Origin of the sequence: Streptomyces sp. WMMB 322, assembly GCF_900090145.1 — a bacterium.
Taxonomy (GTDB): Bacteria; Actinomycetota; Actinomycetes; order Streptomycetales; family Streptomycetaceae; genus Streptomyces.
In genome coordinates this window covers 189,515-212,814 of record NZ_FMHI01000003.1, presented here as the reverse complement: position 1 = coordinate 212,814, position 23,300 = coordinate 189,515, and the positions used below count along the sequence as shown (strand labels likewise).

Sequence of the window (23,300 nt, the reverse complement as noted above, 5' to 3'; positions counted from 1 at the left end):
GAGGGCCCTCGCGCCCTCAGCTCCGTTCCAGGCCCGGGGCGGACTGGAGCAGGTTGGGGGACTGTCCGAAGCCGGCGCGAAGATAAACGGAGACCGCGCGGTCGCTGGAGTGGACCGTGACCCGCTCCAGCCCGGACTCGCGTGCCAGCTCCAGCACCGCGTCGAGCAGCCGGCCGCCCAGCCCGCCGGCACGCTCCTCCGGCGTCACGTACACGCACTGCACGTCCCCCGACGCCCGTACCGGAGCGCCGGGGTGCGGCACCCGCTGCGTGACGGCCAGCCAGGCCATGCCGCTGATCCTCCCGTCACGGACCAGGACCAGGCACCTGTGCGACGAGGCGTTGTGCACCGCCCACGTCATGAACTGCCGGACGAACTCGTCCCGGGATGCGACGGGTGAACGCCTCGTCTCTCCGGACCACCGCCACCTGAGCAGGGCGACGGCCTCCAGCTCGCCGGGCCGTACCGGACGGATGTCGATGTCCTTCACCCGCCCATGGTGGCCCGGCCCGGCGCTTGCGGCGCCTTCCGGTCACTCCGTGACGGGAAGGTTGAGTTCCGTACGCAGATCCCTCGGGTCCATGTCGGGGGAGGGCTCGGTGAGGTAGACCTCCCACATTCCCGGGCCGGGCTTCAGCCCCTGCCCGTGCGTCCAGGAGTGGAGCCGCTCCCACGAGGCGCCCAGATCGTCGAACGAGCCGTGGTGGACGAGCCGGGCGACCCGCGCCGCGGGGAGCGAGCCGGCGACGACGCCCCCCTCGGGCCGCACGGGACGGTCCGTGGCGAACCCGACCTCGAGGTCGGCGCTCTCCTTCGGCGGCTCGCGGTAGAAGCCGAACGCCGGTCCCGTCACGGTGACTTGCTGACGGGCGAGGGTCTCGCCCAGCGCCCGGAACGAGGCGTCGAAGAAGTCCCGCAGCCCGGCGAGCGGCACCACACCGCGGACGACCGCGGTCAGCGCCCCGCCGAACGCCACGAGTTCGGGCCCTGCGGACCCTGCTCCGGTTCCGGGCCGTGATGCGTCGCTGTTCATGATCCTCCCCAGACGGTTTGCGCACGCGGGCATGCGTGCGCGGGTGCGTGTACCTGAGCCGACCGGCCCGCCGGGCTGAATTCATCGCCTCCGGCGACGCGGTGCCGCCGTGTGGTGCCGCGCACACCCCTGACCTCGGGCGTCGGTCCGGAAGCGTCCCCGTAAGCTCGACGACATGAAGGTCCTGCCCTGGCTCCGAGCGATAGGCGCGACGGCGAGGTCCGGACTCTCGGTGGAGCCGGCGGCGCTCCATCCGCTCGTGGCTCTCCGGGGAGCGCTCGGTGTCGCGATCGTCATCGGGCTCACGCTGTGGGCCGGCTCGCCCGAACTCGCCGTCTCCTCCGCGTTCGGCGCGTTCTCCTCCGGCGTGGCCACGTTCCAGCGCAGCTGGCGGCCGCGTCCCGTGCTGGCGTTGTCGGCGGCGGCGGGCCTGGCCCTGTCGACCTTCGTCGGCTTCCTCGCGGTGGGTGAGCCCCTGGCGTTCGTGCTGCTGCTCGCCGTATGGGCGTTCCTGTCGGGCATGGCGTGGGGAGTGGGGCCCACCGCCGGAGTGGTGGCCGCTTCGACCGTCGCCGTCATGCTCGTCACCGTCACACTCCCCACGACGCTCCTCGGCGCGCTCACGCACGCGGCGCTCATCGCGGCCGGCGGGTGTGTGCAGGCCGCCCTGATCGTGCTGCTCCCCGTACGGCGTTGGGGCGAACGGCGTGACGCGCTCGCCGACGCGCTGGCCGCCGTCGCCGACTACGCCCGCCGCCTGCGCCACGACCCCAGCGCCCCCTTCGATCCCGAGCCCCTGATGACGGCCCGCAGCGCCGCCGCCGTCACGCCGCGCCAGGCACGCCGCCGGCCGCGGCAACTGGGCGGATACCGGGGGCTTGCCGAACGGTTCAGGCCGGTGCTCGCCTCCCTCGCCGATCCCGAGGTGGGCGCGCCCATGGTGGGGCAGGAGCGGGAGCGCGTACGGGAGTTGCTCTCGGCCGCCGCGACCGTGCTGGACGCCACGGCCCGTGCGATCCGCCGCGGCGAACGCGTGCGCATCCCGCAGGACGCGCTCGACGTGCTCCAGGTCCCCGAGGCGGGACCGGTGCTGCACGGACCGGCACGCAAGGCCGCCATGCGTCTCATAGCCCTCACGGAGGAAGCCGTCGACGCCGCGCAGGAACCCGTCGAGGTCACCCGCTCCCTGCCGTTGATTCCGCGCGCGACGTGGCGGATGCCGGCACGGGCGGACCGCTCCGAGGACGAGGACGTCTACGCCGACCCCGAAGCGACACCCGAACGGGCGCGTGCGCCACGGCACTTGAGCCGGCCGACCCTGACCGGTCTCGTACCGGTCGCCCTGCGCACGGTGCGCCGCGAGCTGCGCTGGTCCTCGCCGGTGTGCAGGCACGGGGTGCGCGTCGCCTCCGCCGTCGCCGCGACCTATCTGCTGGGCAGGGCGCTGCCGCCCGAGCACGGCTACTGGGCGCCGCTGACCGTGGTGATGGTGATGCGGCCCGACTTCTCCCGCACGTACGAGAGGGGCTTCGCGCGGCTCGCGGGGACGCTTGTCGGAGTGGCCGTCGCCGGGGCGGTGACGGCGCTGGCGCATCCCCCGCCCTGGGGCAGCGCCGCGCTGGCGGTCGCGAGCATCGCCCTGATGTATCTGCTGATGCGCACCGGCTACGCCATCACCTCCGCGTGCATCGGCGCGTACGTCGTCTTCCTGCTGAGCATCGCCGGGTCGCAGTGGTCGCAGACCGTGCTGGAGAGGATCTGGCTGACGGCGCTGGGCGGCGCGGTGGCCATGGTGGGCTACGCGGTCTTCCCGGCGTGGGAGACACCGAGGCTGCAGGACCGGCTCGCCGACTGGCTCACGGCGACGGGCGGTTACACGGTCGCGGTGCTCGACCGCTTCGCCCGTCCGAACGTGACCGCCTCTGGTCCCACGGGCACGCCGCTCCCGGGACATCCCGACCGCAGGATCCGCGAAGCGCTGCTCGACACGCGGGCCGCACGCCAGGAGTGGGAGCAGACGGTCTCGCGTGCGGGAGCCGAGCCCGTACGCCACAGCGGCGGGCTCTCGCGGCGCGCCGCCGCCGACGCGCAGGACGCGCTGATCACGACGGGGCGCGTCACGATGCTGCTGGAGGCCCACCTGCCGGGACCGGACGCCGAACCCGACCCGGGCGCACGGGAGTTCGCCTCCGCCCTGGAGAGCACGGTGCCCGAGGCGGCGAAGGCCGTCCGCGAGAGGGGACTCCCGGACTTCGGGCCCGTGCACGACGCGCTCTCGCGGTGGTGGGAGCGGGAGGCCGGCCGGCCCTCCCCGTCGGTGGCCCTGCGCAGCGCGGACCTGCTCGCCGACGCCCTCGAGGATCTCGCGGACGCGGTGGCCCCGAAGCCGAAGTGAGCGGAGCCCGACCGCGATGTCCGCAGCCCGCGGCCGGACGGGCCGGCCGGCCAGCACCCCTCACACGTCCGCACGCAGCCGCACGTACCGCACCAGCGGGACCCGGCCCGTTCTCACGCGCACCTCCGCCGTGAGCGGTTCGGTCAACGGCCGCCAGCGCACGTCCAGTTCGGTGTCCGCGACCGCCGCTCCGAGTCGGCCGGCGACGGCCCGCCCCAGCTGTGCCGCGGTCACCGGGGCAAGCCGCGGCGTGGTCACCGCCCGGCGCCCGCCGGGCAGTTCGACGACGGCCCCCCAAGGGCGCCGCTCCGGGCCCGTGATGCCGACGAGCCGTGCGTCGACCGTGTCCGCCGACCTCACCTTCCGCCAGGCGGACCGCGGATCTCCGGGCCGGTAGGCGCAGTCCCAGCGCTTGGAGACGACTCCCTCGACGCCCTGGGCTCTCATGTCGCGCATCCAGGCGCGGGCCTCCTCGGCGTCGTCCGTGGCGAGGATCAGCTGGATCTCGGGGCCCGCCTCGTCGACCACGTCGCGCAGCCGCTCCCAGCGCGTACGCAGAGGCTCGGCGCGCAGATCCGTGTGCGGCACGGCGAGCAGGTCGAAGGCGACGAGGACCGCACCGGGCGCCGAGGAAGCGGGCCGCCTCGCCAGGCCCCGCGACTGGAGGGCCTCGAAGTCGAAGGCGCGCTGCTGCTCGTTCCAGACCACCACCTCGCCGTCGATGACGGTCCCGGTCCCCAACTGCGCGCCCGCATCGACGAGTTCGGGGAACTGGCGGGTCACCTCGCGTTTGCTTCGCGAGTGGATCCGTACACCCTCGGCGGTGACGGCGAGGGCCACGCGCCAGCCGTCGAGCTTGATGGAGTGCTGCCAGCCCGGCCCGTCGGGGACCGACTCCGCAGGCTTCGGACGTACGAGCTCCACCGGCAGCCGCACAACGAGCCCGCCGTTCGCACCGGAATCCACAGCGCCCACCCTCTTGCCGCGCCCCGGTGGCGGCCGGGCGGCCACGCCGCAGCCGCGCGAGCACGCCACCGCTGTGGCGGAGCGGGTGCGTGCCGATGAGTTACGGGCGCCGCCCGGGTCGGTACCGGTACCGCGATGAGCGGCATCCGTACGCGAGGGAGTCGAGGGGAGCCGGTGTGGCCGACGACGAGACGCAGATCCGCGAGCTGATCGGACGCTGGGCGAAAGCGGTGCACGAGGGCGACATGGACGCCGTGCTGGACCGTCACGCCGACGACATCGTGATGTTCGACGTACCGCCGCCCGAGGACGGTGTACGCGGCATCGGGCGCTACCGCGAGACGTGGCCGCCGTTCTTCGAATGGCAGCGCCGGGGCGCCTGCTTCGAGATCGTCTCGCTGGACGTCACGGCGGGCGCCGACGTGGCCTTCGCCCACGCCCTGCTGCGCTGCGGCACCGCAGAGGAACTGCGGGCCGACCCGGGCAGCCGCCTGCGTCTGACGGTCGGGCTCCGCAAGGAAGACGGACGCTGGACCGTCTCGCACGAGCACCACTCGTTCCCGCACAAGAACTGATCCCGGACGACCAGGAAGAGTTCAGGCCCATGAGAAGGATCATCCTGTCCATGTCGGTCTCGCTGGACGGCTTCTTCGAGGGGCCGGACCACACGATCGACTGGCACCTGGTCGACGACGAAGTGCACGAGTACATCAACCGGCAGTTCGAGGACGTGAGCGTCTTCCTGCTCGGTCGCGTCGACTACGAGCTCATGGAGTCGGTCTGGCCGGACGCGGAGTCCGACCCGGCAATCGCCGGCCCGATGCTGGAGTTCGCCGGGATCTGGCGCGACACACCCAAGGTCGTCTTCTCCAGAACCCTGGAGCGGGCCGGCGCGAACGCCACCGTCAGACGGGAGGTGGACCCCGAGGAGATCCGGGAGCTCAAGGCCCAGCCGGGCGGCGACATGTTCGTCGGCGGCGCCGAGCTTGCCGCAGCCTTCCGGCAGCACGACCTCATCGACGAGTACCGCACCTTCGTCCATCCCGTCCTGCTCGGCGCGGGCAGACCGCTGTTCCCCCCGGCGGGCGGCAGAACGCCGCTGCGTCTGGCCGGGACGAGGACGTTCGGCAACGGCGTCGTCCTGCTGCACCACGAGCGGGCGGAGGCCCCCGCACCCTCATGAGCCGGACCGCCGCGGGCCCCGGGCACCCCACGGCAGGCCCGCGGGCCCCCGGGCACGGCACCGCAGGCCCCGCCCCGGCTGCCTGCGCGGGAACGTCGGCGGAGGGCTGAAGGCACGGGATGGCGGGACCGCCCCGTGCCCCGGGTCTGCACTCCCATACGCTGTGCCCGCGGGGCGGAGCGTGCCACGAGGAGCGAGGGGGAGGCGCGGAGCTGTGGACGAGAACAGACCGCAGGCCGGCGACGAGGACGACGGTACCGGCGACTTCCTCGGCTGCTACCCGCAGCTGCTGGCCGAAGTCTCGGAGACCGGCCGCCGGCCGCTCCGGCACGAACTGGACTCCTTCCGCGCCCTGGGCGAACGCGCGGCCGAGGACGGGTGGTCGTTGCGCGACCTGGTCGGCCTCTACCTGGGGCGGACACGGGATCTGTGGGGCACCCTGCCGGGAGTCGCCCGCGCCGCGAGCGCGAGCGAGCGTGCCCGCACCGGTGACGCCCTGCTGGCCGCCGTCGAGGTCGCCGTGTCGGCGATGGGGGAGGGTCACGAGCGTGCGCAGCGGCTCGCTGTGCGCCAGGAGGAGGGCGAGCGGCGCGAGTTCGTCGACGACCTCCTCTACGGGCGCAGCGACATGGGCCGGCTCGCGGAGCGCGCACAGCGCTTCGGGCTGCGTCTGGCGGGGCTGCACACGGTCGCCGTGGCGGTGGGCCCGGAGAAGTACGACGACGTGCACCGCACGGTGCGGTTCATCGAGCGGGAGCTGATCGGGCGGTTCGGGCCGCGGGACGTGCTGCTGTCCACGAAGGAAGGGCGGCTGGTCTGCATCGCCGCGAGCGGCGACCGCGAAGTGCTGGATCACTTCGTGCGCCTGGCGGAGAAGCCGGGCACGGGCTGTCCCGCCGCGCGGCGCATCGCAGTCGGGCGTGAGCACTCGGGCGCGCGGGGAGTGGTGAGCAGCTACGAGGAGGCGCTGGGCGCACTCGAACTCGCCGAGCGACTGGGCCTGGAAGGCGTGCGGTTGAACGCCTCGGAACTGCTCGTCTTCCCGGTGCTGCTGCGTGACCGCGGGGCCATGGCGGATCTCGTCCGCACCGTGCTGGGGCCGCTGACGAAGGCACGCGGCGGAGCGCGGCCGCTGCTGGAGACCCTGATGGAGTGTGCCGCGGCCGGCTACGTCAACGCGGAGGCGGCCCGGCGGCTCGGTCTGAGCGTGCGCACCCTGTCGTACCGGCTGGAACGCATCCGCACGCTCACCGGTTATTCGCCGGGCGAGCCCTTGCAGCGGTTCACGCTGGAGGCGGCTGTCATGGGCGCCCGGCTGCTGGGCTGGCCCGACAAGGACCTCTGAGGCGGGCTGGCCCGCGGCGAAGAGTCCGCGGGCGGTTACCGGCGTGGCGGTTCCGGCCCGTGGAATGTCAGACCCCCGTGATGACGTGTTCCGGCGCGTGGGGCGGGTGGGTGACCTGGTTGCTCACAGGACGTCAAAAGCGCGTAATGATTGCCGGGTTCTGGCAATGTGTGCCAGCGGCCTCCGGTGTCACGATGAGCGTGCGCCGCAAGGCGTGCAGGCACGAGTCGATGCCCTCGACGGGGGTGAGGGCATCGGCTCGATGCCTTTCGGGGAGGCCGCCGGGTACCGTCCCGACTGCCGGATGTCGGCACATGGACGGACTCGGCGGACTCGGCGGTTCCCGTGCCGACGGGAGCCGCCGGCACGGGAACGGCCCGCAGGCGCCCGGTCGGCAGGGGGGAGACGCACCGCAGCCCGCGCCCCCGGGGGGAAGGGGCGCGGGCTGCGGCTGCCGGGGCAGGTGGCGGCTGACTCAGCCGACCTTGAGCTTCTGGCCCGGCACGATCACATCGACGTCCTTGACGACGGACTTGTTGTTCTCGTGCAGCTTCTTCCAGCTGACGCCGTGCGCGGCGGCGATGGAGGAGAGCGTGTCACCGGCCTTCACGGTGTAGTTGCCCTTGCCCCCCGCCTGCGGCTTGCCCTTCGCCGGGCGCTGCGACTCGCTGCCCTGCGAGCCCTTGCCGCCGGAGCCGCCCTTGCCGACCTTGGCAGGGGGGCCGTCCGCGGTCAGCCCCGCCTCGCCGGCGCAGGCCCAGGCTCCGGGCCCCTGACGGTCCAGCAGCTTCTCGGCGGTGGCGATCTGCTGCGCCTTGGTGGCCTGGTCGGCGCGCGGCGCGTACTTCGTGCCGCCGGCCGCCTTCCAGCTGGAGTTGGAGAACTGGAGACCGCCGTAGTGACCGTTGCCGGTGTTGGCCTGCCAGTTGCCGCTGGACTCGCACTCGGCGACCTTCTCCCACGTACGGACGGAGGCGGCCTGAGCGCTTGGCGCAGTCACCATCGGAAGGGCGACGGCGGCCCCCGCGACGCCGCTGAGCACGGCGAGACGGGTGGCCTTCACGGGCCCGCGGTTACGGCCGTTACCGGAAAACAGCATGGCGAATGTTTCCTAACGATCGCGGAGTTCGCCACATGATCTGCGGCGAACGTGTCGAGCGGTGGCGACCGTAAGCACACTGCCCCGGGTGGGCAAAAACCGACACGAGTGGTCACGTAGAGCAAGGAAGCCGCCAGGAGCCACTATCACCGCAGGTCATGCCGAGAGGCGCGAACCGGACAACCGGACCTTCAGGGCCATGTGCGGAGAGAAGGGTCACACCCTGACGGCCCAGCCTCCCCTCCACCCCGTGGCCCCTTGTCAGCCTTTCGTCACCGACAGCCCCGCAGCCGCCCTCAGTTGGCGCGCTCCCGGACGACGCGCGCGATGTCCAGCCGCCGCACCGCACGCAGCGCGGGGACCTGGGAGAGCAGCGAAGCGCCCAGCACGGCGACCGCCGCCCCCACGGTGACGGGCCAGCCGATCTCCAGCCGCACGGAGAACATGTCGCTCGAGAAGGAGCCGAGAGACGCTTGCGCCGCGGCGAGGCCCGCCGCGAGCCCTACCGGGAGGGCGAGCGCCGTCGCAGTGAGATTCTCCGCCGCCAGCAGCCCCGCGATGCGGCGCAACGGCACTCCGGCAGCGCGCAGAGTCGCCAACTCGCCGGTGCGCTCGGCGATGTTGACCGTCATCGTCACGTACACGACGGTCAGTGCCAGCACCCCTCCGAGCAGCAGCATCACCCCGACGAACACCCGGAACAGCGTCATGTAGCGGTCGACCTGCCGCTCGACGGCCCGTGAGTCGGTGTAGGCGACGACGCCTTCGAGGGCCGTGACGTCCTGGCGTATGCGGTCGTGCGAGGGCGCCGCCGCTCCGGAGTCGAACTTCAGCGCATAACCGCCCGGTCCTGCGCCCGTCGCCGCCTCGACGGTCTCCCGTGTGCCGTACAGCGCCGAACCCATCGGCTCGTCGACCAGCCCGGCCAGCCGCACCTGACGCTCCTGGGCTCCCGCGCTGCCCGGGGTACGCAGGGTGAAGCGGTCGCCGGGGGCGATGTGCAGGCGGGCGGCCAGTGCCTTGTCTGCCAGTACGCCGCCGTCGGCGGGCAGCCGGCGCTCCCCTCCGCCGGGCGTGCGGAACCCGTGCATCGTCGTCTCCGGCCGGTAACCGGTGAGCGATGTGCTGTAGGACTCGCCGTTGGCGGCGGCTGTGACCTGCGCCGTCGTCACCCGCTCGACGGCGCTCACCCCGTGGACGGCGCTCAGGGCCTTGCGGGTGCCGGGTGCCCGCGCGTCGGCGATGACGGTGGCGTCCTCCCGCTGCACCGTGTCGAACTGCACGTCCAGCGCGGCCTTCATGCTCGTCGCCATCCCGGCCGAGGAGAGCACCAGTACCAGGGCCAGCACGCTGCCGAGCATCGTGGCCAGCGTGCGGCGCCGGCTGCGTGTCAGCTCGCGCAGAGCCAGCCGCAGGATCAGCGGGAGTCGCCGGGCCCGTACGAGAACCGCGCTCCAGCGGCCCGGCGGGCGCAGGGTGCCGCCGTCGCCACGCATGGACTCGGCCGGTGCGGTGCGCGTCGTCGCCCACGCTGGCGCGGCCCCGCCCACCAGCCCCACCAGGACACCGAAGAGCAGTCCCGTCAGCATGACCGCGGGGCGGCGTTCGACGAGCGTGTACGGGATGCCGAGTTCGGCGGTGTACGCGTGGGTCATCGCCGTCGTCGCCACCGCGCCCAGCGCCACGCCCAGTACCGCACCGGCCGCGCCGGCGAGCACGCCGTGACCGAGGTAGTGCCGTGCGACCGTGCCGCGCGGGGCTCCGGCGGCCAGGAAGGTGGCGATCACCTTGCGCTCCGCCAGCACCAGCCGCGTGATCAGGACGTACGCGGCCACCGCCGCCGCCGAGAGGAACAGCACCGGGAAGGCGACGGAGAGTTGTGAGAAGCCCTTCAGGTCCTCGTTCAAAGTGGCGTCGGACGGCTGCTCCGCTCGCGGCTGGACCTCCGCGGCTCCCGCGGCACGCAGCCGGTCGGCGACGCGTGCGGCGGTGCCGTCCCCGCGGGCATCGCCGCTCATCCGCACGAGGGTCTGCGCGGTGGCCGCCTCGTGCGTGAGTTTCCGCACGGTCGCCTCGGGCGCGAAGAGCACGGCGAAGTTGTGCGGATCGCTGAGGACTTCCTGCCGCGTGAGCGCCGGCCACAGATACTCGGGCGAGTCGGCCACACCGCGCACGGTCAGCGTCCGCCAGCGTGAACCGTCGTGGACCCTGGCGGTGTCGCCGGGGGAGAGGCCGAAGGTCTTCGCGGTGTGCCGTTCGACGAGCACGCCGTCGCGGTCGCCGCTTCGCGGGTAGTGGCCCGAGACGACGTCGACCTTGTTGACCTGCGGCTGCTTCCCGGCGGGCAATCCCGTGACCCTGCCGAGGAGTTCGTCGCCGCCGAGGTTCACCGGCAGCCGGCCCTGGGTGCGGGTGGCCACCGCCTCGACGCCGTCCGCGGCCCGGGCCGCCGAGGCGACCTTCTCGGCGTCACCGCCGGAGGCCGTCAGATCCGCGAACCGCATCTGCGAATAGGTGTGTTCGTAGCTGGAACCCAGGTTGCGGTAGGCGTCGTAGCTGGCGACGAAGAGGAGCACGCCGACCATCACGGTCACCCCGACCGCCGCGAACTGCGGGAGGCGGCGCCGCAGATCGCGCCGGGTTTTGGCGAGAAGAATCCGGTTCATGCCGCTCACCAGTCCACGTCGGCGACGTCGGCCGGGTCAAAGTTGCGCTCGACCGACTCCACGCGTCCGTCGCGCATCGTCACCACCCGGTGGGCCATCCGCGCCACGGCGGCGTTGTGCGTCACCATGAGCACGCCCCGGCCCTCGCGGTTGGTGCGCTGGAGCAGTCTCAGCACGGACTTGCCCGTCGCCACGTCGAGGGCGCCCGTGGGCTCGTCCGCGAGCAGGAGATCCGGGTCGGTGGCGAGGGCACGGGCGAGCGCCACACGCTGCTGCTGCCCACCGGAGAGCTGCGCGGGAAAGTTGTCCAGCCTGTCCCCGAGGCCGACGGACTCCAGCAGCCCGGGTACCTCGCGCCGCTCGCCCCGCCCCGTCAGCTCGACCATCACCTCGACGTTCTCGCGGGCCGTGAGGGTGGGCACCAGATTGAAGAACTGGAAGACGAAGCCGATGTGATCCCTGCGGAACGCGGCCAGTTCGCGCGGGCGCCGTCCCGTCAGGTCGACTCCGGCGACCTGCGCCGAGCCGGCGTCGGCGGGTTCGATGCCGCCGAGCACGTTCAGCAGCGTCGTCTTGCCCGAGCCGCTGGGGCCGAGTACGACCACCAACTCTCCCGCGTCCAGGTCCAGATCGACTCCGTCGAGCGCGGCGACGGCCGTGTCCCCCGCCCCGTACGTCTTCGACAGGCCTCGCAGCCGCGCCCCGCCCCGGAGCGTGGCTCCGGTTCCCGTGCGGGCTGTGCCGGTGTGCGCCACTGATTCCTCCCTCTCGCCGGGCCCGGCCCGCTGATGGAGCCGGGCGTTGTCGTTCGTGCCGGGCCGGCCGCCGCGTTCCCGGCCGCTGCGTTCCCGGCCGCCCCGAGTCCGGGCCGGCCGCTTCCGCGGACCCCGCCGTGGGTGCCGACCGCCTCAACCGGTTGTGCGTGCGACCCCGGCCAGGCGTGCCAGCGGACCCGACACGGGAATCCGCGCGACGGACGGGTCGATGAGCCGGTGCAGTACGAGTCCGTCGATCGCGGCGCCCAGCAGCATCGCGGTTGCCTCCGCGTCGTCTTCGGGGCGTTCCGCCGCCTCGCCCGAAGGGCCCTCCGGCGACGTGGTGCCGCAGGCGCGCAGCCACTCGGCGACACTCGTGCGCCACTCGGCCATCAGCTCCGCCAGCTGAGTGCGCAGCCGCTCCAGCCGTGTCGAGGCCAGCAGCATCTCGCTGAACAGCACCGTCGCCGGATCGTTCCAGGAGTACTCCGCCACCGCCTCCAGCACCCGGGTCATGCCCTGCGCGGGGTCGTCCGCTTGCAGGATCGCCTCGGTCGCCTGCGCCATCTCGCGTCTCGCCGATGCCAGTGCGGCTTCGATCAGCAGATCGGTCACGGTGGAGAAGTGGTAGTGCACCAGCCCGGGCCGCAGCCCCGCGCGGTCCGCCACCCGCCGCGTGGTCACCGCGCCCCAGCCGTCCTCGACGATCAGCTGTGCCGCCGCGTCGAGCAGCCGCTGCCGTGTCTCGTGACCGCGTGCCGCGGACGTCGGGGTCATTCGGTCTCCACTAAGCATTGGGCGAACGGCTTGTTATCGATTGGGCGTGCGGCTTGGGCGTACGGCTTGGTCGTTCGGCTTGGGCGTACGACCAAGCTCGCTTGCCACAGTACGCCCTTCCGGGACCGAGGAGAAGCCCCCGCCGACGAGAGTCCGGCGGAAGGGGCGCCTCCCCGGGCGGCCGGGGCATCCTGGGAGCCACTGATGACGACAGGAGTGCGAGGGGGGTGCGTCCGAAGTGACGGAGACGGAGATCCGCCTCTTCGCCGAGGCCGACCGCACCGAACTGCGGCAGCTGTTCCGCAGAGCCGGGGCAGGCGCGGCGACGGCTTCGCTGTGGGGCCACGAGGAGTCGGAAGCGGAGATCTACCTGCGCGCCTACATGGACCTGGAACCGGAATCGCTGTTCGTCGCCGTGGTGGACGGAGCCCCGGCCGGATATCTGGCGGGGAGCCTGGACCCCTCGCGGTTCCCCAGTGAGAGCGAGCGCATCGCGAGGGCCATCAAGAAGCACCGGCTCGCCCTTCGGCCGCGACCGGCGGCGTTCCTGGCGCGCAGCGTCCTCGACCTGGGCCGGGCCGCCCTCCGGGGTGAGCTGACCGCGTCGGACTTCAGCGACGAGCGCTGGCCGGCGCATCTGCACATCAACGTCGTGCCGGAGGCGCGTGGGACGGGCGCTTCGGACGGGTTGATGAACGCATGGTTCCGGCGGCTGCGGGCCGGCGGTTCACCCGGGTGTCACCTGCTGACCCTGGCGGAGAACACCCGGGCGGTGCGGTTCTTCGAACGCATGGGTTTCACCAAGTACGGTGCCACGCCGCTGGTTCCCGGCATCCGCCACGAGGGGCGGCGCGTCCATCAGCAGGCGATGGTCTGGAGTCCGTGACCGCGGACCCGACTCAGAAGACTGGAGCCGGGGTCACGTCCCTCAGCCGACGGTGGCGGTGGCGCTGAAGTTGCGGCGCACCTCGCGGATCTCGGCGGTGTCCGGAACCGAGTTGGTGCAGGCCGGTCCGGCCGACTTGCCCGACATCAGGCTGGAGCACGGGCCGGGCTGGCTGTCCTCGAGGCCGAGCATGTGGCCGAACTCGTGGGAGACGACGCGTATCGCATCGTGTCCCTGGGCCAGCGCCCTGCGGCCGATGGTGACGGTGCCCTTGCCGAGACGGGGCCCCTCGGGGGCGGCGCCCGGCCAGCCCTTCGAGACGACGATGCGGATGTCCGCCTCGGTGCCCGCGGCGGCGGGCCGGAGATCCACCTCGGGCACGCTGTCGTTCCATGAACGGGCCGCCGCGCGGACCGCTCCTGCGAAACCGTCCGCGGCGCCCGCGTCGTAGGTCAGGAGTACGGGGCCCTCGCCGCCCGCGCGCGGTCCGGCCTGAGGTATCAGGCCCGTCACGTCGTTCTCCGGCCACTCCGGGGCGACGGGCCCCTCCTCCGGCCCCCGGCCGCCCGGCCCGGCCGACTCGCCGACCTCGGCCTCCCCGCGCGGGCCGGAGTCCCCCCGCGAGGGGATCTCGCCGGAGCCCCGGCCCGCCGACTCCCGGGATGCGTCGTTGGTGGCGGAGACCTCTGCCTCGTCCACTCGTGACGCCGCTTCGGAACCCTCCGCACCCGCGCAGGCGGTCGCCGCGAACAGAGTCAGGGGGACACAGGCCGCCGCCCATCTCCGGAGTCGGATACGCATGGTGCATCTCCCTGCTGAGCGATGAGGGTTGTGAGGGGGGTGCCTTGTCCCGGACTCCGTCCGGGAGGCGGCCCTTGCGGGTGCGGGCGTACGAATGGTGCCCGATTCGCAGCCTCCGCGCAGACTTTTCCTACTCACGCGTACCGAATCGGCCGCGTTCTCCGTCACATGCGTGAGGGGCACGAGATGCGCGCAGCCTGGAACTTGCCGCGGGACATGTCCGCGCAATCGCGGCACGGCCCGCAGCCCGGCGACCCTGACCTGCGAAGCTCCCCGTCATCGGTGAGCAGCGACGGGCAACGGCGAGCACAGGCGGGCGTCTTCACGCGCAGACGGCCTGGGCCCTCGGCGCGCTCAGTGCCGGCTCGCGGGCCGGCGCCCCGGGGGCTGCTTCGGCTCGGGGCGCTGCGGCACCCGCGCCACCTCGCGCGTGCGGGGCTCCCCGCTGCGCACCGTGAAGCGTTCGCCGTAGTGGCAGATCTCCATCGGCAGACCCTCGGCGAGCGTGTACGTGGCCGTCGAATCGCTCATCTCGACTCGCAGCCGCCGCCCCAGCATCTGCACGGTGAAGGCGAGACGGGTCAGGCGCTCCGGCAGCTTCGGTGCGAACTCCAGGGTGCAGCCGACGTGCCGCATGCCTCCGAACCCCGCGACGAGCGCCGTCCAGGTACCGGCGAGGGAGGCGATGTGCAGTCCGTCCCGGGTGTTGTTCTCCAGGTCGAACAGGTCCATCAGGGCGGCCTCGCCCAAGTAGTCGTAGGCCAGGCGCAGATGGCCCACCTCGGCCGCCATGACGGCCTGCCAGCACGCGGAGAGCGAGGAGTCCCGCACCGTCAGCTGCTCGTAGTACTCGAAGTTGCGGGCCTTGTGCTCGTCGTCGAACTCCTCGCCGTGACGGCACATGGCGAGCACCAGGTCGGCCTGCTTCACGACCTGCTTGCGGTACAGGTCGAAATACGGGAAGTGCAGCATCAGCGGGTACTGGTCGGGCCGCGTGTTCGCGAAGTCCCACATCTGGTGCCCGGTGAAGTCCGCCGACTGCTCGTGCACACCGAGGTCCTGGTTGTACGGGAGGACGATGGCGTCGGCGGCGTCCCTCCAGGCGGCCGTCTCCTCGTCGTCGACGCCGAACGCGTGCGCCTGGTCGGGGTGCCGGTCGATGGCGTTCGCGGCCTCCCGCAGGTTCGCCCGCGCCATCAGGTTCGTGTAGATGTTGTCGTCCGCGACGGCGCTGTACTCGTCGGGGCCGGTGACCCCGTCGAAGTGGAAGCCGCCCTGGTGGTCGTGGTGGCCGAGGGAGTGCCACAGCCGGGCGGTCTCCACCAGGATCGGCACTCCCGTCTCCCGCTCGAACTCGTCGTCGCCGGTGGCCGTCACGTACCGCACCACCGCGTCGGCGATGTCTGCGTTCACGTGGAAGCCCGCGGTGCCAGCCGGCCAGTACGCCGAGCACTCCGATCCGTCGATCGTCCGCCAGGGGAACGCGGCGCCGCGCAGGCCCAGTTGCTGCGCCCGCGCCCGCGCGGCGGGCAGCGTGTCGTACCGCCAGCGCAGCGCCTCGGCGACGGACTGCGGCGAGGTGTACGTCAGCAGCGCCAGCACGAACATCTCGGTGTCCCAGAAGGAATGGCCGTCGTAGCCGGAGCCGGTGAGGCCCTTCGCGGGGATGGCGCGCTGCTCGGCGCGGGCGCCGGCCTGCAGGACGTGGAAGAGGCCGAACCGCACGGCCTGCTGGATCTCCGCGTCGCCGTCGACCTCGACGTCGGAGCGTGCCCAGAAGTCGTCGAGGTAGGAGGCCTGCTGTTCGACGAGCCCGTCCCAGCCGGTGCTGCGCGCCCCGGCGAGGGCCGCGTCGACCTGGTCGCGCACCGCGGGCAGCGACCGCACGCTCGACCAGCCGTAGGAGACCATCTTCTCCAGCCGCAGCGGAATGCCCGGCTGAAGCAGCGAAGTGACCGTGAGACGGCTGACGTTCGGGCCGCTCTCACTCGAAGTACGTGTGGAATCGGGGCCGTTCACGACGTGATCGGCCGCGGCTGCCACGCGCAGCCCGCTGCGGCGCGTGCTGTGCACCAGGCGCAGCCGGTGCCCGGAGGCCAGGTGCTCCTCGGGCTCCAGCGGCGACTCGAGCGCGGCCGCGGCGCGCGGATCGCCGGGGCGGTGGGGGAGTTGCTCGTTGGCGACGAGTTCCGACTGGATGACGACCCGGACCTCGTCGTCCAGCGGCTCCACCTCGAAGGCGACGGCGGCGATGGCGCGCTGCGTGAAGGAGACGAGCCGCGTGGAGCGCACCCGCACGGTGCTGCCGGCCGGTGAGGTCCACTCGCAGCTGCGGTGCAGCAGCCCGCTGCGCAGGTCGAGTTCCCGCTCGTGGGAGCGCAGCCGCCCGTAGCGCAGGTCGAAGGGTTCGTCGTCGACGAGCAGCCGGACGATCTTGCCGTTGGTGACGTTGATGACGGTCTGGCCCGACTCCGGGTACCCGTAGCCGGCCTCGGCGTACGGGAGCGGGCGAAGCTCGTGGACGCCGTTGAGATACGAGCCGGGCAGGCCGTGCGGTTCGCCCTCGTCGAGGTTGCCGCGCCAGCCGACGTGCCCGTTGGACAGCGCGAAGACCGATTCGCTCTGCGGCAGAAGGTCCAGGTTCAGCCCCGTCTCGCGCAGAGTCCAGGGTTCGCAGGCGTACGCACGCTGTGTGATCACGCGGAGTCCTCCTGGCGGTCTTGGGCGGTGAGGTCGGCGAGGTCCTGCACGACGACGTCCGCACCGTGCCGGCGCAGCTCCGCCGCCTGGCCGACGCGGTCGACGCCGACGACGTACCCGAAGTTCCCCGCCCGTCCGGCCTCCATCCCGGCCAGGGCGTCCTCGAAGACGGCGCATCCCGCCGCAGGCACGCCGAGGTCGCGGGCCGCCGCGAGGAAGGTGTCGGGGGCGGGCTTGCCGGGCAGCCCCCGCTTCTCGGCGACGAGCCCGTCGATCCGTACGCCGAACAGGTCCTCGATGCCGGCGGAGACGAGGACGTCGCGGCAGTTCTTGCTGGACGAGACGACGGCGGTGTGCAGTCCCGCCTTCCGTACCTCCTCCACGTAGCGGACCGAGCCGGGGTACACCTCGACGCCCTGCTCGCGGATCTTCTCCAGCAGCAGGTCGTTCTTGCGGCGGCCCAGGCCCTGCACGCTCTCCCGGCCCGGCGGGTCGTCGCTTCCGCCCTCGGGAAGTTCGATGCCGCGGGAGGCGAGAAAGGTGCGCACGCCGTCGGCGCGCGGCCGGCCGTCGACGTATGTGTCGTAGTCGCCGGCACTGAAGGGCCGGAAGCCCTCCCCCTCGCGGCCGCGCAGGAAGTCGTCGAACATCTCCTTCCAGGCGGCCGCGTGCACAACGGCCGTCCTGGTCAGCACGCCGTCCAGGTCGAAGAGGCAGGCGCGCACGGACTGCGGCAGGCCCAGGCACATCATCGGCGCCGGGTCCCCCGATGCGGGCCCGCCATGCCTCTTCCGCCCGGCGGGGTGCGGGCACCGGCGCGGGCAGACGTCGCCCGGGCAGACGGCGCCCCGGACCCGGGACGGTTCAGCCGAGCAGTTCGATCTCCGACAGCGCCGCCGGGCCCCCGGCGGGCACGAGCCTGTAGTGCCGGTACGCGCCGGGACGGGCGATCTCGAAGACGCGGGTCTGTCTGTCCCAGGCGAAGGACTCGCCACGGCGGCGGTCCACCGCCTTCCACTTCCTGCCGTCCCCGGAGCCCTGCAGAACCCACCCCTCCGGGGCGTCGGCGCTGTCCGCCGAGGTCAGCGTGTAGGACCTCACCGGCTTGTCACGGGAGCCCGGCTTGACCTCCATCGCGGCACCGGAGAAGACGGCCCTGGTGGCGGAGGTGTCGTCCAGCAGCGGCTTGTCCTTCGCGGGCACGGTCACGTCAGCGGGCGGCGAGGGCACCTTGCCGTCCTCGGTGATGGAGGACGGTGCGTTCTTCTCGCCGGTGCCCCACCTGGAGGGCTTCGGGCCCATGTCGAATTCGAGGGTGCCGCCCCGGGCCAGCAGCTTGTGCGGCAGCGAAGTGGAGTGCCACGCCTTGCCGTTGACGCGCAGCCCCTGCACGTAGATGTTGCGCTCGCTGTTGCGGGGCGCCTTCACCACCAGTTCACGCCCGTTCTCGAGGTGGACGGTGGCCTTGGTGAACAGCGGCGAGCCGACCGCGTATTCGGGCGATCCCATCACCAGCGGGTAGAAGCCGAGTGCGCTGAAGACGTACCACGCCGACATCTCGCCGTTGTCCTCGTCGCCGGGGTAGCCCTGGCCGATCTCGCTGCCCAGGTAGAGGCGTGAGAGCACGTCCCGGACCTTCTCCTGGGTCTTCCAGGGCTGCCCGGCGGCGTCGTAGGTGTAGGCGATGTGGTGGGAGGGCTGGTTGCTGTGCCCGTACATCCCCATGCGTACGTCGCGGGCCTCCGTCATCTCGTGGATGACGTCGCCGTAGGAGCCTGCGAACTCCTTCGACGCGGTCTCGGGCGTGGCGAAGTACTTGTCGAGCTTCTTCGCCAGGCCCGCTCGCCCGCCGTACAGGTTGGCCAGGCCCCTGGTGTCCTGGGGAGCGGTGAACGCGAAGCTCCACGCGTTGGTCTCGGTGTAGTCGTGGCCCCACACGCGCGGGTCGAACTCCCCGGGCGGCAGGCGCCAGTCGCCGTCTGCGTCCTTGCCCTGGAAGAAGCCGACCCGGTCGTCGAAGTGCTTGACGTAGTTGCGGGCCCGGCCGAGGAAGTATTCCGACTCGGCCTTGTAGCGCGCCTTGTGGGTCTTGCGGTACAGCGCCTCGCCCATGCGCGCGATGCCGAAGTCGTTGAGGTATCCCTCCAGCGCCCAGGACATGCCCTCGCCGGTCGCGGTGCTGGTGTAGCCGGTGAAGGGGGAGGTGGCCATGCCCTTGCGTCCCACGCCCGAACGCGGCGGCGCGACCGTGGCGTTCTTGACCGCCGCCTCGTACGCGGCCTCCGCGTCGAACTTCACGCCCTTGCCGTAGGCGTCGGCGAAGGCGACGTCCGAGCTGGTGCCGGTCATCAGGTCCGCGTAACCCGGCGAGGACCAGCGCGATATCCAGCCGCCGTCCTTGTACTGCTGCACGAACCCGTCGACCATCCGTCCCGCGCGCTCCGGCGTGAGGAAGGAGTAGGCGGGCCAGGTCGTCCGGTAGGTGTCCCAGAAGCCGTTGTTGACGTAGACATCCCCTCGGTTCCCCGGGGAGTCCCCGAGGTCGACGATCTTCGAGCCCGTGTGCGTCGGGGTGTCCTCGCCCGTGGGCTCCGAGAAGGGGCTGGCGTAGCGCTTGCGCGAACCGATCTGCTCCGCACCCGAGTTGGGATACAGGTAGAGGCGGTACAGGCTGGAGTAGAGCGTGGTGAGCCGGTCGCGGCTCGCGCCCTCCACCTCGATGCGGCCGAGCAGATCGTCCCACTCGGCCTGCGCACGCCGCCGCACCTCGCCGAAGGACGCGTCCGCCGGGATCTCGCGTTCCAGGCTGGCCTTCGCCTGGGCGACGCTGATGAGGGACGTGGCGATGCGCATCGTGACGGTACGGTCCGGGCCGGCGCCGAAGCGCAGATAGCCCGTGACGTCCTTGCCGCCGCCGCCCTCCAGCTTCCCGCCGTCCGTCACGGGGGAGTCGAAGCGTGCGTAGACGAACATGCGGGTCGCGCCGGCCGACAACTTGCTCTTGACGTCGGAGAATCCGGTGACGGTGGCGTCTTTCCCGGAGGCCGTGTCGAGTGTGAGACCGCCGCGGTTGTCGACGTTGTCGAAGATGAGGTTCGCGTCGTCACCGGGGAAGGTGAAGCGCATCATCGCGGCGTGGTCGGTGGGGGTGATCTGCGTACGCAGCCCGCTCTCGGATGTGACGCCGTAGTAGTGCGGTCTGGCCGTCTCCTCTGCATGGCGGAAGGGCAGCGCACGGGCCTTGCGGGACGCGTCGGGCTTGCCCTTCGCCGCGGACGGCATGACCTGGAAGGTCTGCCGGTCGCCCATCCACGGGCTGGGTTCGTGACTGGCGCTGAAGGCCTGAAGGGTGGGCAGGTTGTCCTCGTTGTTCTTGCGCGCGTACTCGTAGAGCCAGTCCGTGGAGCCCGCATCGGTCACCGGGGTCCAGAAGTTGAAGCCGCCGGGGAGCGCCGTGGCGGGGAAGGTGTTGCCGCGGGAGAAGCTGCCGCTGGAGTTGGTGCCGCGAGTGGTCTCGGCGTAGTCGGAGGGGTGCGCGAGGCGCTTGTCAGGTGCCTTCGGCGCGATCGAGACGTCGTCCACCCAGCCGCGGAAGCCGCTGCCGCCCTTGGGGGAGTCGTAGGCGACGAGGATCCGGTCGACGGTCTTGCCCGCCGCGACGGCGCCGATCCGCGACTCCCGGTTGTTCCACTGGTTCGCGGACATCGTCTTCGCGGACGCCTGGCCCTGCGGAGTCAGCGGGTTGCCGTGCTGGTCCCTGGCACCCAGGTCGCTCAGATAGGTGCCGTCGGTGAAGGCGAGGTCGAGGGACGCGTGCGTGGCGGGATAGGCGAGGTCGGTCTCCGGAAGTTCCGGGAAGATCTTGTACGAGAGCGAAGTGCGGGCCCGGACAGGGACGTCGACGTCGAAGACGCGGTTGTAGGAGTAGCCGCGGCCGTTCCCGGAGTGGTCGCCCGCGTAGCGAAGGGAGTGCCCGCCGCTGAAGCCCGCGCCGTTCTTCGAGGTCGGGGTGTCGTCGGGTCCGGTGCCCGGGTGGCTGCTCATGCCGGGCGTGCCGGGAGCGGAGTCGTTGTGGACGCCGCGGGTCTTCTGCTCGCCGTCGGGCGTCGTCTCGACGCTGTCGTTCCAGTCGGGCGCGGGGTCCTCCGGCTCGAAGGAGGAGCGGAACACCTCCGCCGGGCCGCCCGGTGCGTGCGGCTGCCGGGGTGGGGCGGCCGACGCAGCCCCCTGTCCGGTCACCATCAGCAGCGCCGTCACCATCAGCGCCGCGCAGGCTCTGCCGGGACCGCCGGGTCTGCGGGGTCTGCGGCGGGGTCTGCCGGGTCTGGTCCGTCTGCCGCGGCCGCTTCGTCCGCTGCGTGCCTGACTCTGGCGCACGAGGCCGCTCCCCGGGAATACTTGACATCGTTGTCCACTGATGGCGCAGAGAACCAGTAATGTCGGTGCGCACGGTGATGTCAAGGGTGCGCTTGGTCACGGTTGATGCCTGGTTGACGGTTGACGGTTGGAATCCGGACGGCCCGGCCGGAAAGCTGCACGGCCCGGCCGCCCGGAAGTTCAGAGCCAGCCGCGCTTGCTCGCGATGCACGCGGCGTCGAAACGGTTCCTGCCGCCCAGCTTCTTGATGGCGCTGGAAGTGACGTTCCGTACCGTGCCGGGGGAGAGGAAGAGTTCCGCGGCGATTTCCCGTACGGGGGCTCCGCCCGCGGTGAGCCGGAGGACTTCCTTTTCCCTGGTGCTGAGTGATCTGCCGCTGCACCCGGGCTGGCGGATAAGAGCCGCGTCCATCGGGCTTCCGGCATGCTGAGGTGTTCCGCCGGAATTGGCGGGAGCGCCCGCGGGAACACCCGTGTTGTTCACCACGAGTCCACGTATGGCATTCACCAGTTGCGGCAGGGCCGCGTTGTCGGGCACGACACTCAGTAATCCCGGTGCGGCTGCCTCCTGCCTTTTGGCGGGGGAGCCGGGAGTGGTGCCTATGACGGCGATCCGGCACCGGGGGATGGCCGCCCGCAACTCGTCGGTCAGGCAACGACCATTACGTGCGGTGGTGTTGGTGCCCAGCACGGTCACCATGGGAAGCTTGCGCAGAACAGTGGGAACTATTTCGTCGCGGCTGTTCACGGTCGCGACCACTTCGAAATCCTGGACAAGATTGAGTGTCGCCGCGATGGCTTCCGAGTAAAGACGTCTTTCGTCGCCGATCACAATTCGAGTGTGCATTTCGACAAAGCCCCCGCTTCGGCTTCACGGTTGTCGCCCGACGGCCGTAGAGTTCCATGCCGCAACGGCCGTGGTCAATGGTCCACGAGCCGTTCAACCGCCCGAGTGGGGCGTGCTTCTGTACTTATGACCGATTTGGAGAAGACATTTTGAGGTGGCCTTGAGGTTTCACTTGTCAATACCACTGAAACCCGCCAAAGCCGCCTCGTTCCGCATTTGTGAAGATCGAAGAATCGGTCGTGGCGGTGACGTCATTCCCCGGGAAGGCGTCGGCAATCCGGATCGGACCGCCGGGTATGCGGCGGCCCGCGGTTCGCCGCCGGGGAGGGGGCGGCACCGGTGGCGAACCGGCGCCCTCGGACGAGGCTTCGGCATGCGGGCCGGGCCGGGCGGGGCAGGCAAGGCGGGCGGGGGGTTCAGGTTCGGGTGCGGCGCGGGGGCCCGTGTGTACGGGCTCCCCGCGCGGACTGCGAAGGCGGGGAGCCGCGCCGGTGCAAGTCCCCCTGCAGTGAGGGCACGTGGGCGCTGCGGGTGCCGGCGGTCGCACGGCCTCGTGAACGGTCGGCCCCGGAGGTGCCGCGAACAGTCAGCGCACCGGCGTCTGTTGGCCGGATTCTTCCGTGGCGCGTTCCCCGGAGCCTCCGGACCCCTGTTGCCGCGGCGGCTTGGGGCGGCGCAGGAACAGGAAGAGGACGGGAACCGTGTAGAGCACCCACACCCATGCCTGGACGACGGTCGGGTCCGGCTGGAAGTTGACCGTGCCCTTGAGCAGGATGCCGTACCAACTGTCGACGGGCACCGCGGAGCTGACGTCGAACGCCTTGTTCTCCAGGCCGCCGAGGAACCGCGCCTCCTGAAGGTCGTGCACCCCGTAGGCGAGGACGCCCGCCGCCACGACGATCAGCAGGCCGCCCGTCCATGTGAAGAACCGGGCCAGGTTGATCCGAAGGGCTCCCCGGTAGAACAGCCAGCCCATCACGATCGCGGTGACGATGCCCAGCAGTGCGCCCACCAGCGGACGGACGCCGTCACCGGCGGCGTCCACCGACCTCCACACGAACAGGGACGTCTCGATGCCCTCGCGCCCGACGGCGAGGAACGCCGTCGCCACCAGGGCGCCCCTGCCCATGGCGAGAGCCGCGTCGAGCTTGCCCTCCAGCTCCGCCTTCAGATGCCGGGCGGTCCGCCGCATCCAGAAGACCATCCACGTCACCAGGGCCACCGCGGCGATGGAGAGCGAGCCGCCGATCGCTTCCTGAGCGGTGAACGTCAGTTCCTGCGTGCCGAATTGGAGACCCGCGCCGAAGGCCAGGCTGACCGCGACGGCGATGCCCACCCCGGCCCAGACGGGCGGCAGCTTCGCACGGTTGTCGGTCTTGACGAGGTACGCGACGAGGATGCACACGACGAGGCTGGCTTCGAGCCCCTCGCGCAGGCCGATCAAGTAATTGCCGAACACGCCGTCATCCTT

At 71.7% G+C, this 23,300-nt stretch carries 18 protein-coding genes; 5 read left to right on the top strand and 13 right to left on the bottom strand.

Features of this window, described 5'->3' with window-relative positions; genetic code table 11:
• Positions 1-16: 16 nt before the first annotated feature.
• Together H180DRAFT_RS06800 and H180DRAFT_RS06795 are read right to left on the bottom strand one after the other, a co-directional pair.
• The gene (locus tag H180DRAFT_RS06800) at positions 17-490 is read right to left on the bottom strand and encodes a GNAT family N-acetyltransferase (RefSeq protein WP_055485076.1); all 474 of its coding nucleotides are present in this window, start codon (positions 488-490) and stop codon (positions 17-19) included.
• Between the two features lie 42 nt (positions 491-532).
• Positions 533-1,033: a GyrI-like domain-containing protein gene (locus H180DRAFT_RS06795; protein WP_055485075.1), complete on the bottom strand. Its 501-nt coding sequence runs from the start codon at positions 1,031-1,033 to the stop codon at positions 533-535.
• Between the two features lie 175 nt (positions 1,034-1,208).
• Between H180DRAFT_RS06795 and H180DRAFT_RS06790 the strand changes: the two genes are divergently transcribed.
• Entirely contained in the window at positions 1,209-3,428 is a 2,220-nt protein-coding gene (locus H180DRAFT_RS06790; RefSeq protein ID WP_074466665.1) for an FUSC family protein, read from the top strand.
• Positions 3,429-3,488: 60 nt separating this feature from the next.
• Here H180DRAFT_RS06790 and H180DRAFT_RS06785 read toward each other — a convergent pair whose 3' ends face one another.
• A complete protein-coding gene (locus tag H180DRAFT_RS06785) occupies positions 3,489-4,394 on the bottom strand; it encodes an ATP-dependent DNA ligase (RefSeq protein WP_055485074.1) in 906 nt (301 codons plus the stop codon).
• A 176-nt stretch (positions 4,395-4,570) separates the two neighbouring features.
• On the opposite strand from H180DRAFT_RS06785, the gene H180DRAFT_RS06780 reads away from it, so the two are divergent.
• The 3 genes from H180DRAFT_RS06780 (at position 4,571) to H180DRAFT_RS06770 (ending at position 6,922) form a co-directional block, all read left to right on the top strand.
• Positions 4,571-4,969 (top strand): YybH family protein, encoded by a 399-nt coding sequence (locus H180DRAFT_RS06780; RefSeq protein WP_055485073.1) that lies wholly within the window; start codon positions 4,571-4,573, stop codon positions 4,967-4,969.
• A gap of 29 nt (positions 4,970-4,998) precedes the next feature.
• Positions 4,999-5,577, top strand: coding sequence for a dihydrofolate reductase family protein (locus tag H180DRAFT_RS06775; protein WP_055485072.1), 579 nt, complete (start codon positions 4,999-5,001; stop codon positions 5,575-5,577).
• Positions 5,578-5,791: 214 nt separating this feature from the next.
• Positions 5,792-6,922 carry a PucR family transcriptional regulator gene (locus H180DRAFT_RS06770; RefSeq protein ID WP_055485071.1) on the top strand — a complete coding sequence of 377 codons (1,131 nt, stop codon included), beginning with the start codon at positions 5,792-5,794 and terminating at the stop codon, positions 6,920-6,922.
• A 475-nt stretch (positions 6,923-7,397) separates the two neighbouring features.
• Here H180DRAFT_RS06770 and H180DRAFT_RS06765 read toward each other — a convergent pair whose 3' ends face one another.
• The 4 genes from H180DRAFT_RS06765 to H180DRAFT_RS06750 all read right to left on the bottom strand — a co-directional run bounded on the left by H180DRAFT_RS06765 (position 7,398) and on the right by H180DRAFT_RS06750 (position 12,219).
• Complete coding sequence (locus H180DRAFT_RS06765; protein WP_055485070.1) at positions 7,398-8,021, bottom strand: LysM peptidoglycan-binding domain-containing protein; 624 nt, start codon at positions 8,019-8,021, stop codon at positions 7,398-7,400.
• A 296-nt stretch (positions 8,022-8,317) separates the two neighbouring features.
• Positions 8,318-10,687 carry an ABC transporter permease gene (locus H180DRAFT_RS06760; RefSeq protein ID WP_055485069.1) on the bottom strand — a complete coding sequence of 790 codons (2,370 nt, stop codon included), beginning with the start codon at positions 10,685-10,687 and terminating at the stop codon, positions 8,318-8,320.
• 5 nt (positions 10,688-10,692) lie between these two features.
• The gene (locus H180DRAFT_RS06755; protein WP_079099902.1) at positions 10,693-11,442 is read right to left on the bottom strand and encodes an ABC transporter ATP-binding protein; all 750 of its coding nucleotides are present in this window, start codon (positions 11,440-11,442) and stop codon (positions 10,693-10,695) included.
• Positions 11,443-11,595: 153 nt separating this feature from the next.
• On the bottom strand, positions 11,596-12,219 hold the full coding sequence (locus H180DRAFT_RS06750; RefSeq protein ID WP_055485068.1) for a TetR/AcrR family transcriptional regulator: 624 nt from the start codon (positions 12,217-12,219) through the stop codon (positions 11,596-11,598).
• A 238-nt stretch (positions 12,220-12,457) separates the two neighbouring features.
• Here H180DRAFT_RS06750 and H180DRAFT_RS06745 point away from each other — a divergent pair, with 238 nt between their 5' ends.
• Entirely contained in the window at positions 12,458-13,105 is a 648-nt protein-coding gene (locus tag H180DRAFT_RS06745) for a GNAT family N-acetyltransferase (RefSeq protein ID WP_055485067.1), read from the top strand.
• A gap of 42 nt (positions 13,106-13,147) precedes the next feature.
• Here the strand turns inward: H180DRAFT_RS06745 and H180DRAFT_RS06740 are convergent, their stop codons facing one another.
• The 6 genes from H180DRAFT_RS06740 to efeU all read right to left on the bottom strand — a co-directional run bounded on the left by H180DRAFT_RS06740 (position 13,148) and on the right by efeU (position 23,288).
• Complete coding sequence (locus H180DRAFT_RS06740; protein WP_107097588.1) at positions 13,148-13,906, bottom strand: snapalysin family zinc-dependent metalloprotease; 759 nt, start codon at positions 13,904-13,906, stop codon at positions 13,148-13,150.
• Positions 13,907-14,260: 354 nt separating this feature from the next.
• On the bottom strand, positions 14,261-16,606 hold the full coding sequence (locus H180DRAFT_RS06735; RefSeq protein WP_055485065.1) for a glycoside hydrolase family 65 protein: 2,346 nt from the start codon (positions 16,604-16,606) through the stop codon (positions 14,261-14,263).
• Positions 16,603-17,358 (bottom strand): HAD family hydrolase, encoded by a 756-nt coding sequence (locus tag H180DRAFT_RS06730; RefSeq protein WP_055485064.1) that lies wholly within the window; start codon positions 17,356-17,358, stop codon positions 16,603-16,605. The genes H180DRAFT_RS06735 and H180DRAFT_RS06730 overlap by 4 nt, the downstream gene beginning before the upstream one ends.
• A gap of 112 nt (positions 17,359-17,470) precedes the next feature.
• Positions 17,471-20,866: a GH92 family glycosyl hydrolase gene (locus H180DRAFT_RS06725; RefSeq protein ID WP_055485063.1), complete on the bottom strand. Its 3,396-nt coding sequence runs from the start codon at positions 20,864-20,866 to the stop codon at positions 17,471-17,473.
• Between the two features lie 297 nt (positions 20,867-21,163).
• Positions 21,164-21,814 carry a response regulator transcription factor gene (locus H180DRAFT_RS06720; RefSeq protein WP_254665910.1) on the bottom strand — a complete coding sequence of 217 codons (651 nt, stop codon included), beginning with the start codon at positions 21,812-21,814 and terminating at the stop codon, positions 21,164-21,166.
• A gap of 601 nt (positions 21,815-22,415) precedes the next feature.
• Entirely contained in the window at positions 22,416-23,288 is an 873-nt protein-coding gene (gene efeU / locus H180DRAFT_RS06715) for an iron uptake transporter permease EfeU (RefSeq protein WP_055485061.1), read from the bottom strand.
• Between the last annotated feature and the right edge of the window lie 12 nt (positions 23,289-23,300).

Coding starts and splice junctions, on each gene's coding strand:
- H180DRAFT_RS06795 (WP_055485075.1), bottom strand. CDS start 1,033: ATGAACAGCGACGCATCACGGCCCGGAACCGGAGCAGGGTCCGCAGGG.
- H180DRAFT_RS06790 (WP_074466665.1), top strand. CDS start 1,209: ATGAAGGTCCTGCCCTGGCTCCGAGCGATAGGCGCGACGGCGAGGTCC.
- H180DRAFT_RS06775 (WP_055485072.1), top strand. CDS start 4,999: ATGAGAAGGATCATCCTGTCCATGTCGGTCTCGCTGGACGGCTTCTTC.
- H180DRAFT_RS06765 (WP_055485070.1), bottom strand. CDS start 8,021: ATGCTGTTTTCCGGTAACGGCCGTAACCGCGGGCCCGTGAAGGCCACC.
- H180DRAFT_RS06760 (WP_055485069.1), bottom strand. CDS start 10,687: ATGAACCGGATTCTTCTCGCCAAAACCCGGCGCGATCTGCGGCGCCGC.
- H180DRAFT_RS06750 (WP_055485068.1), bottom strand. CDS start 12,219: ATGACCCCGACGTCCGCGGCACGCGGTCACGAGACACGGCAGCGGCTG.
- H180DRAFT_RS06740 (WP_107097588.1), bottom strand. CDS start 13,906: ATGCGTATCCGACTCCGGAGATGGGCGGCGGCCTGTGTCCCCCTGACT.
- H180DRAFT_RS06730 (WP_055485064.1), bottom strand. CDS start 17,358: ATGATGTGCCTGGGCCTGCCGCAGTCCGTGCGCGCCTGCCTCTTCGAC.
- H180DRAFT_RS06725 (WP_055485063.1), bottom strand. CDS start 20,866: ATGGTGACGGCGCTGCTGATGGTGACCGGACAGGGGGCTGCGTCGGCC.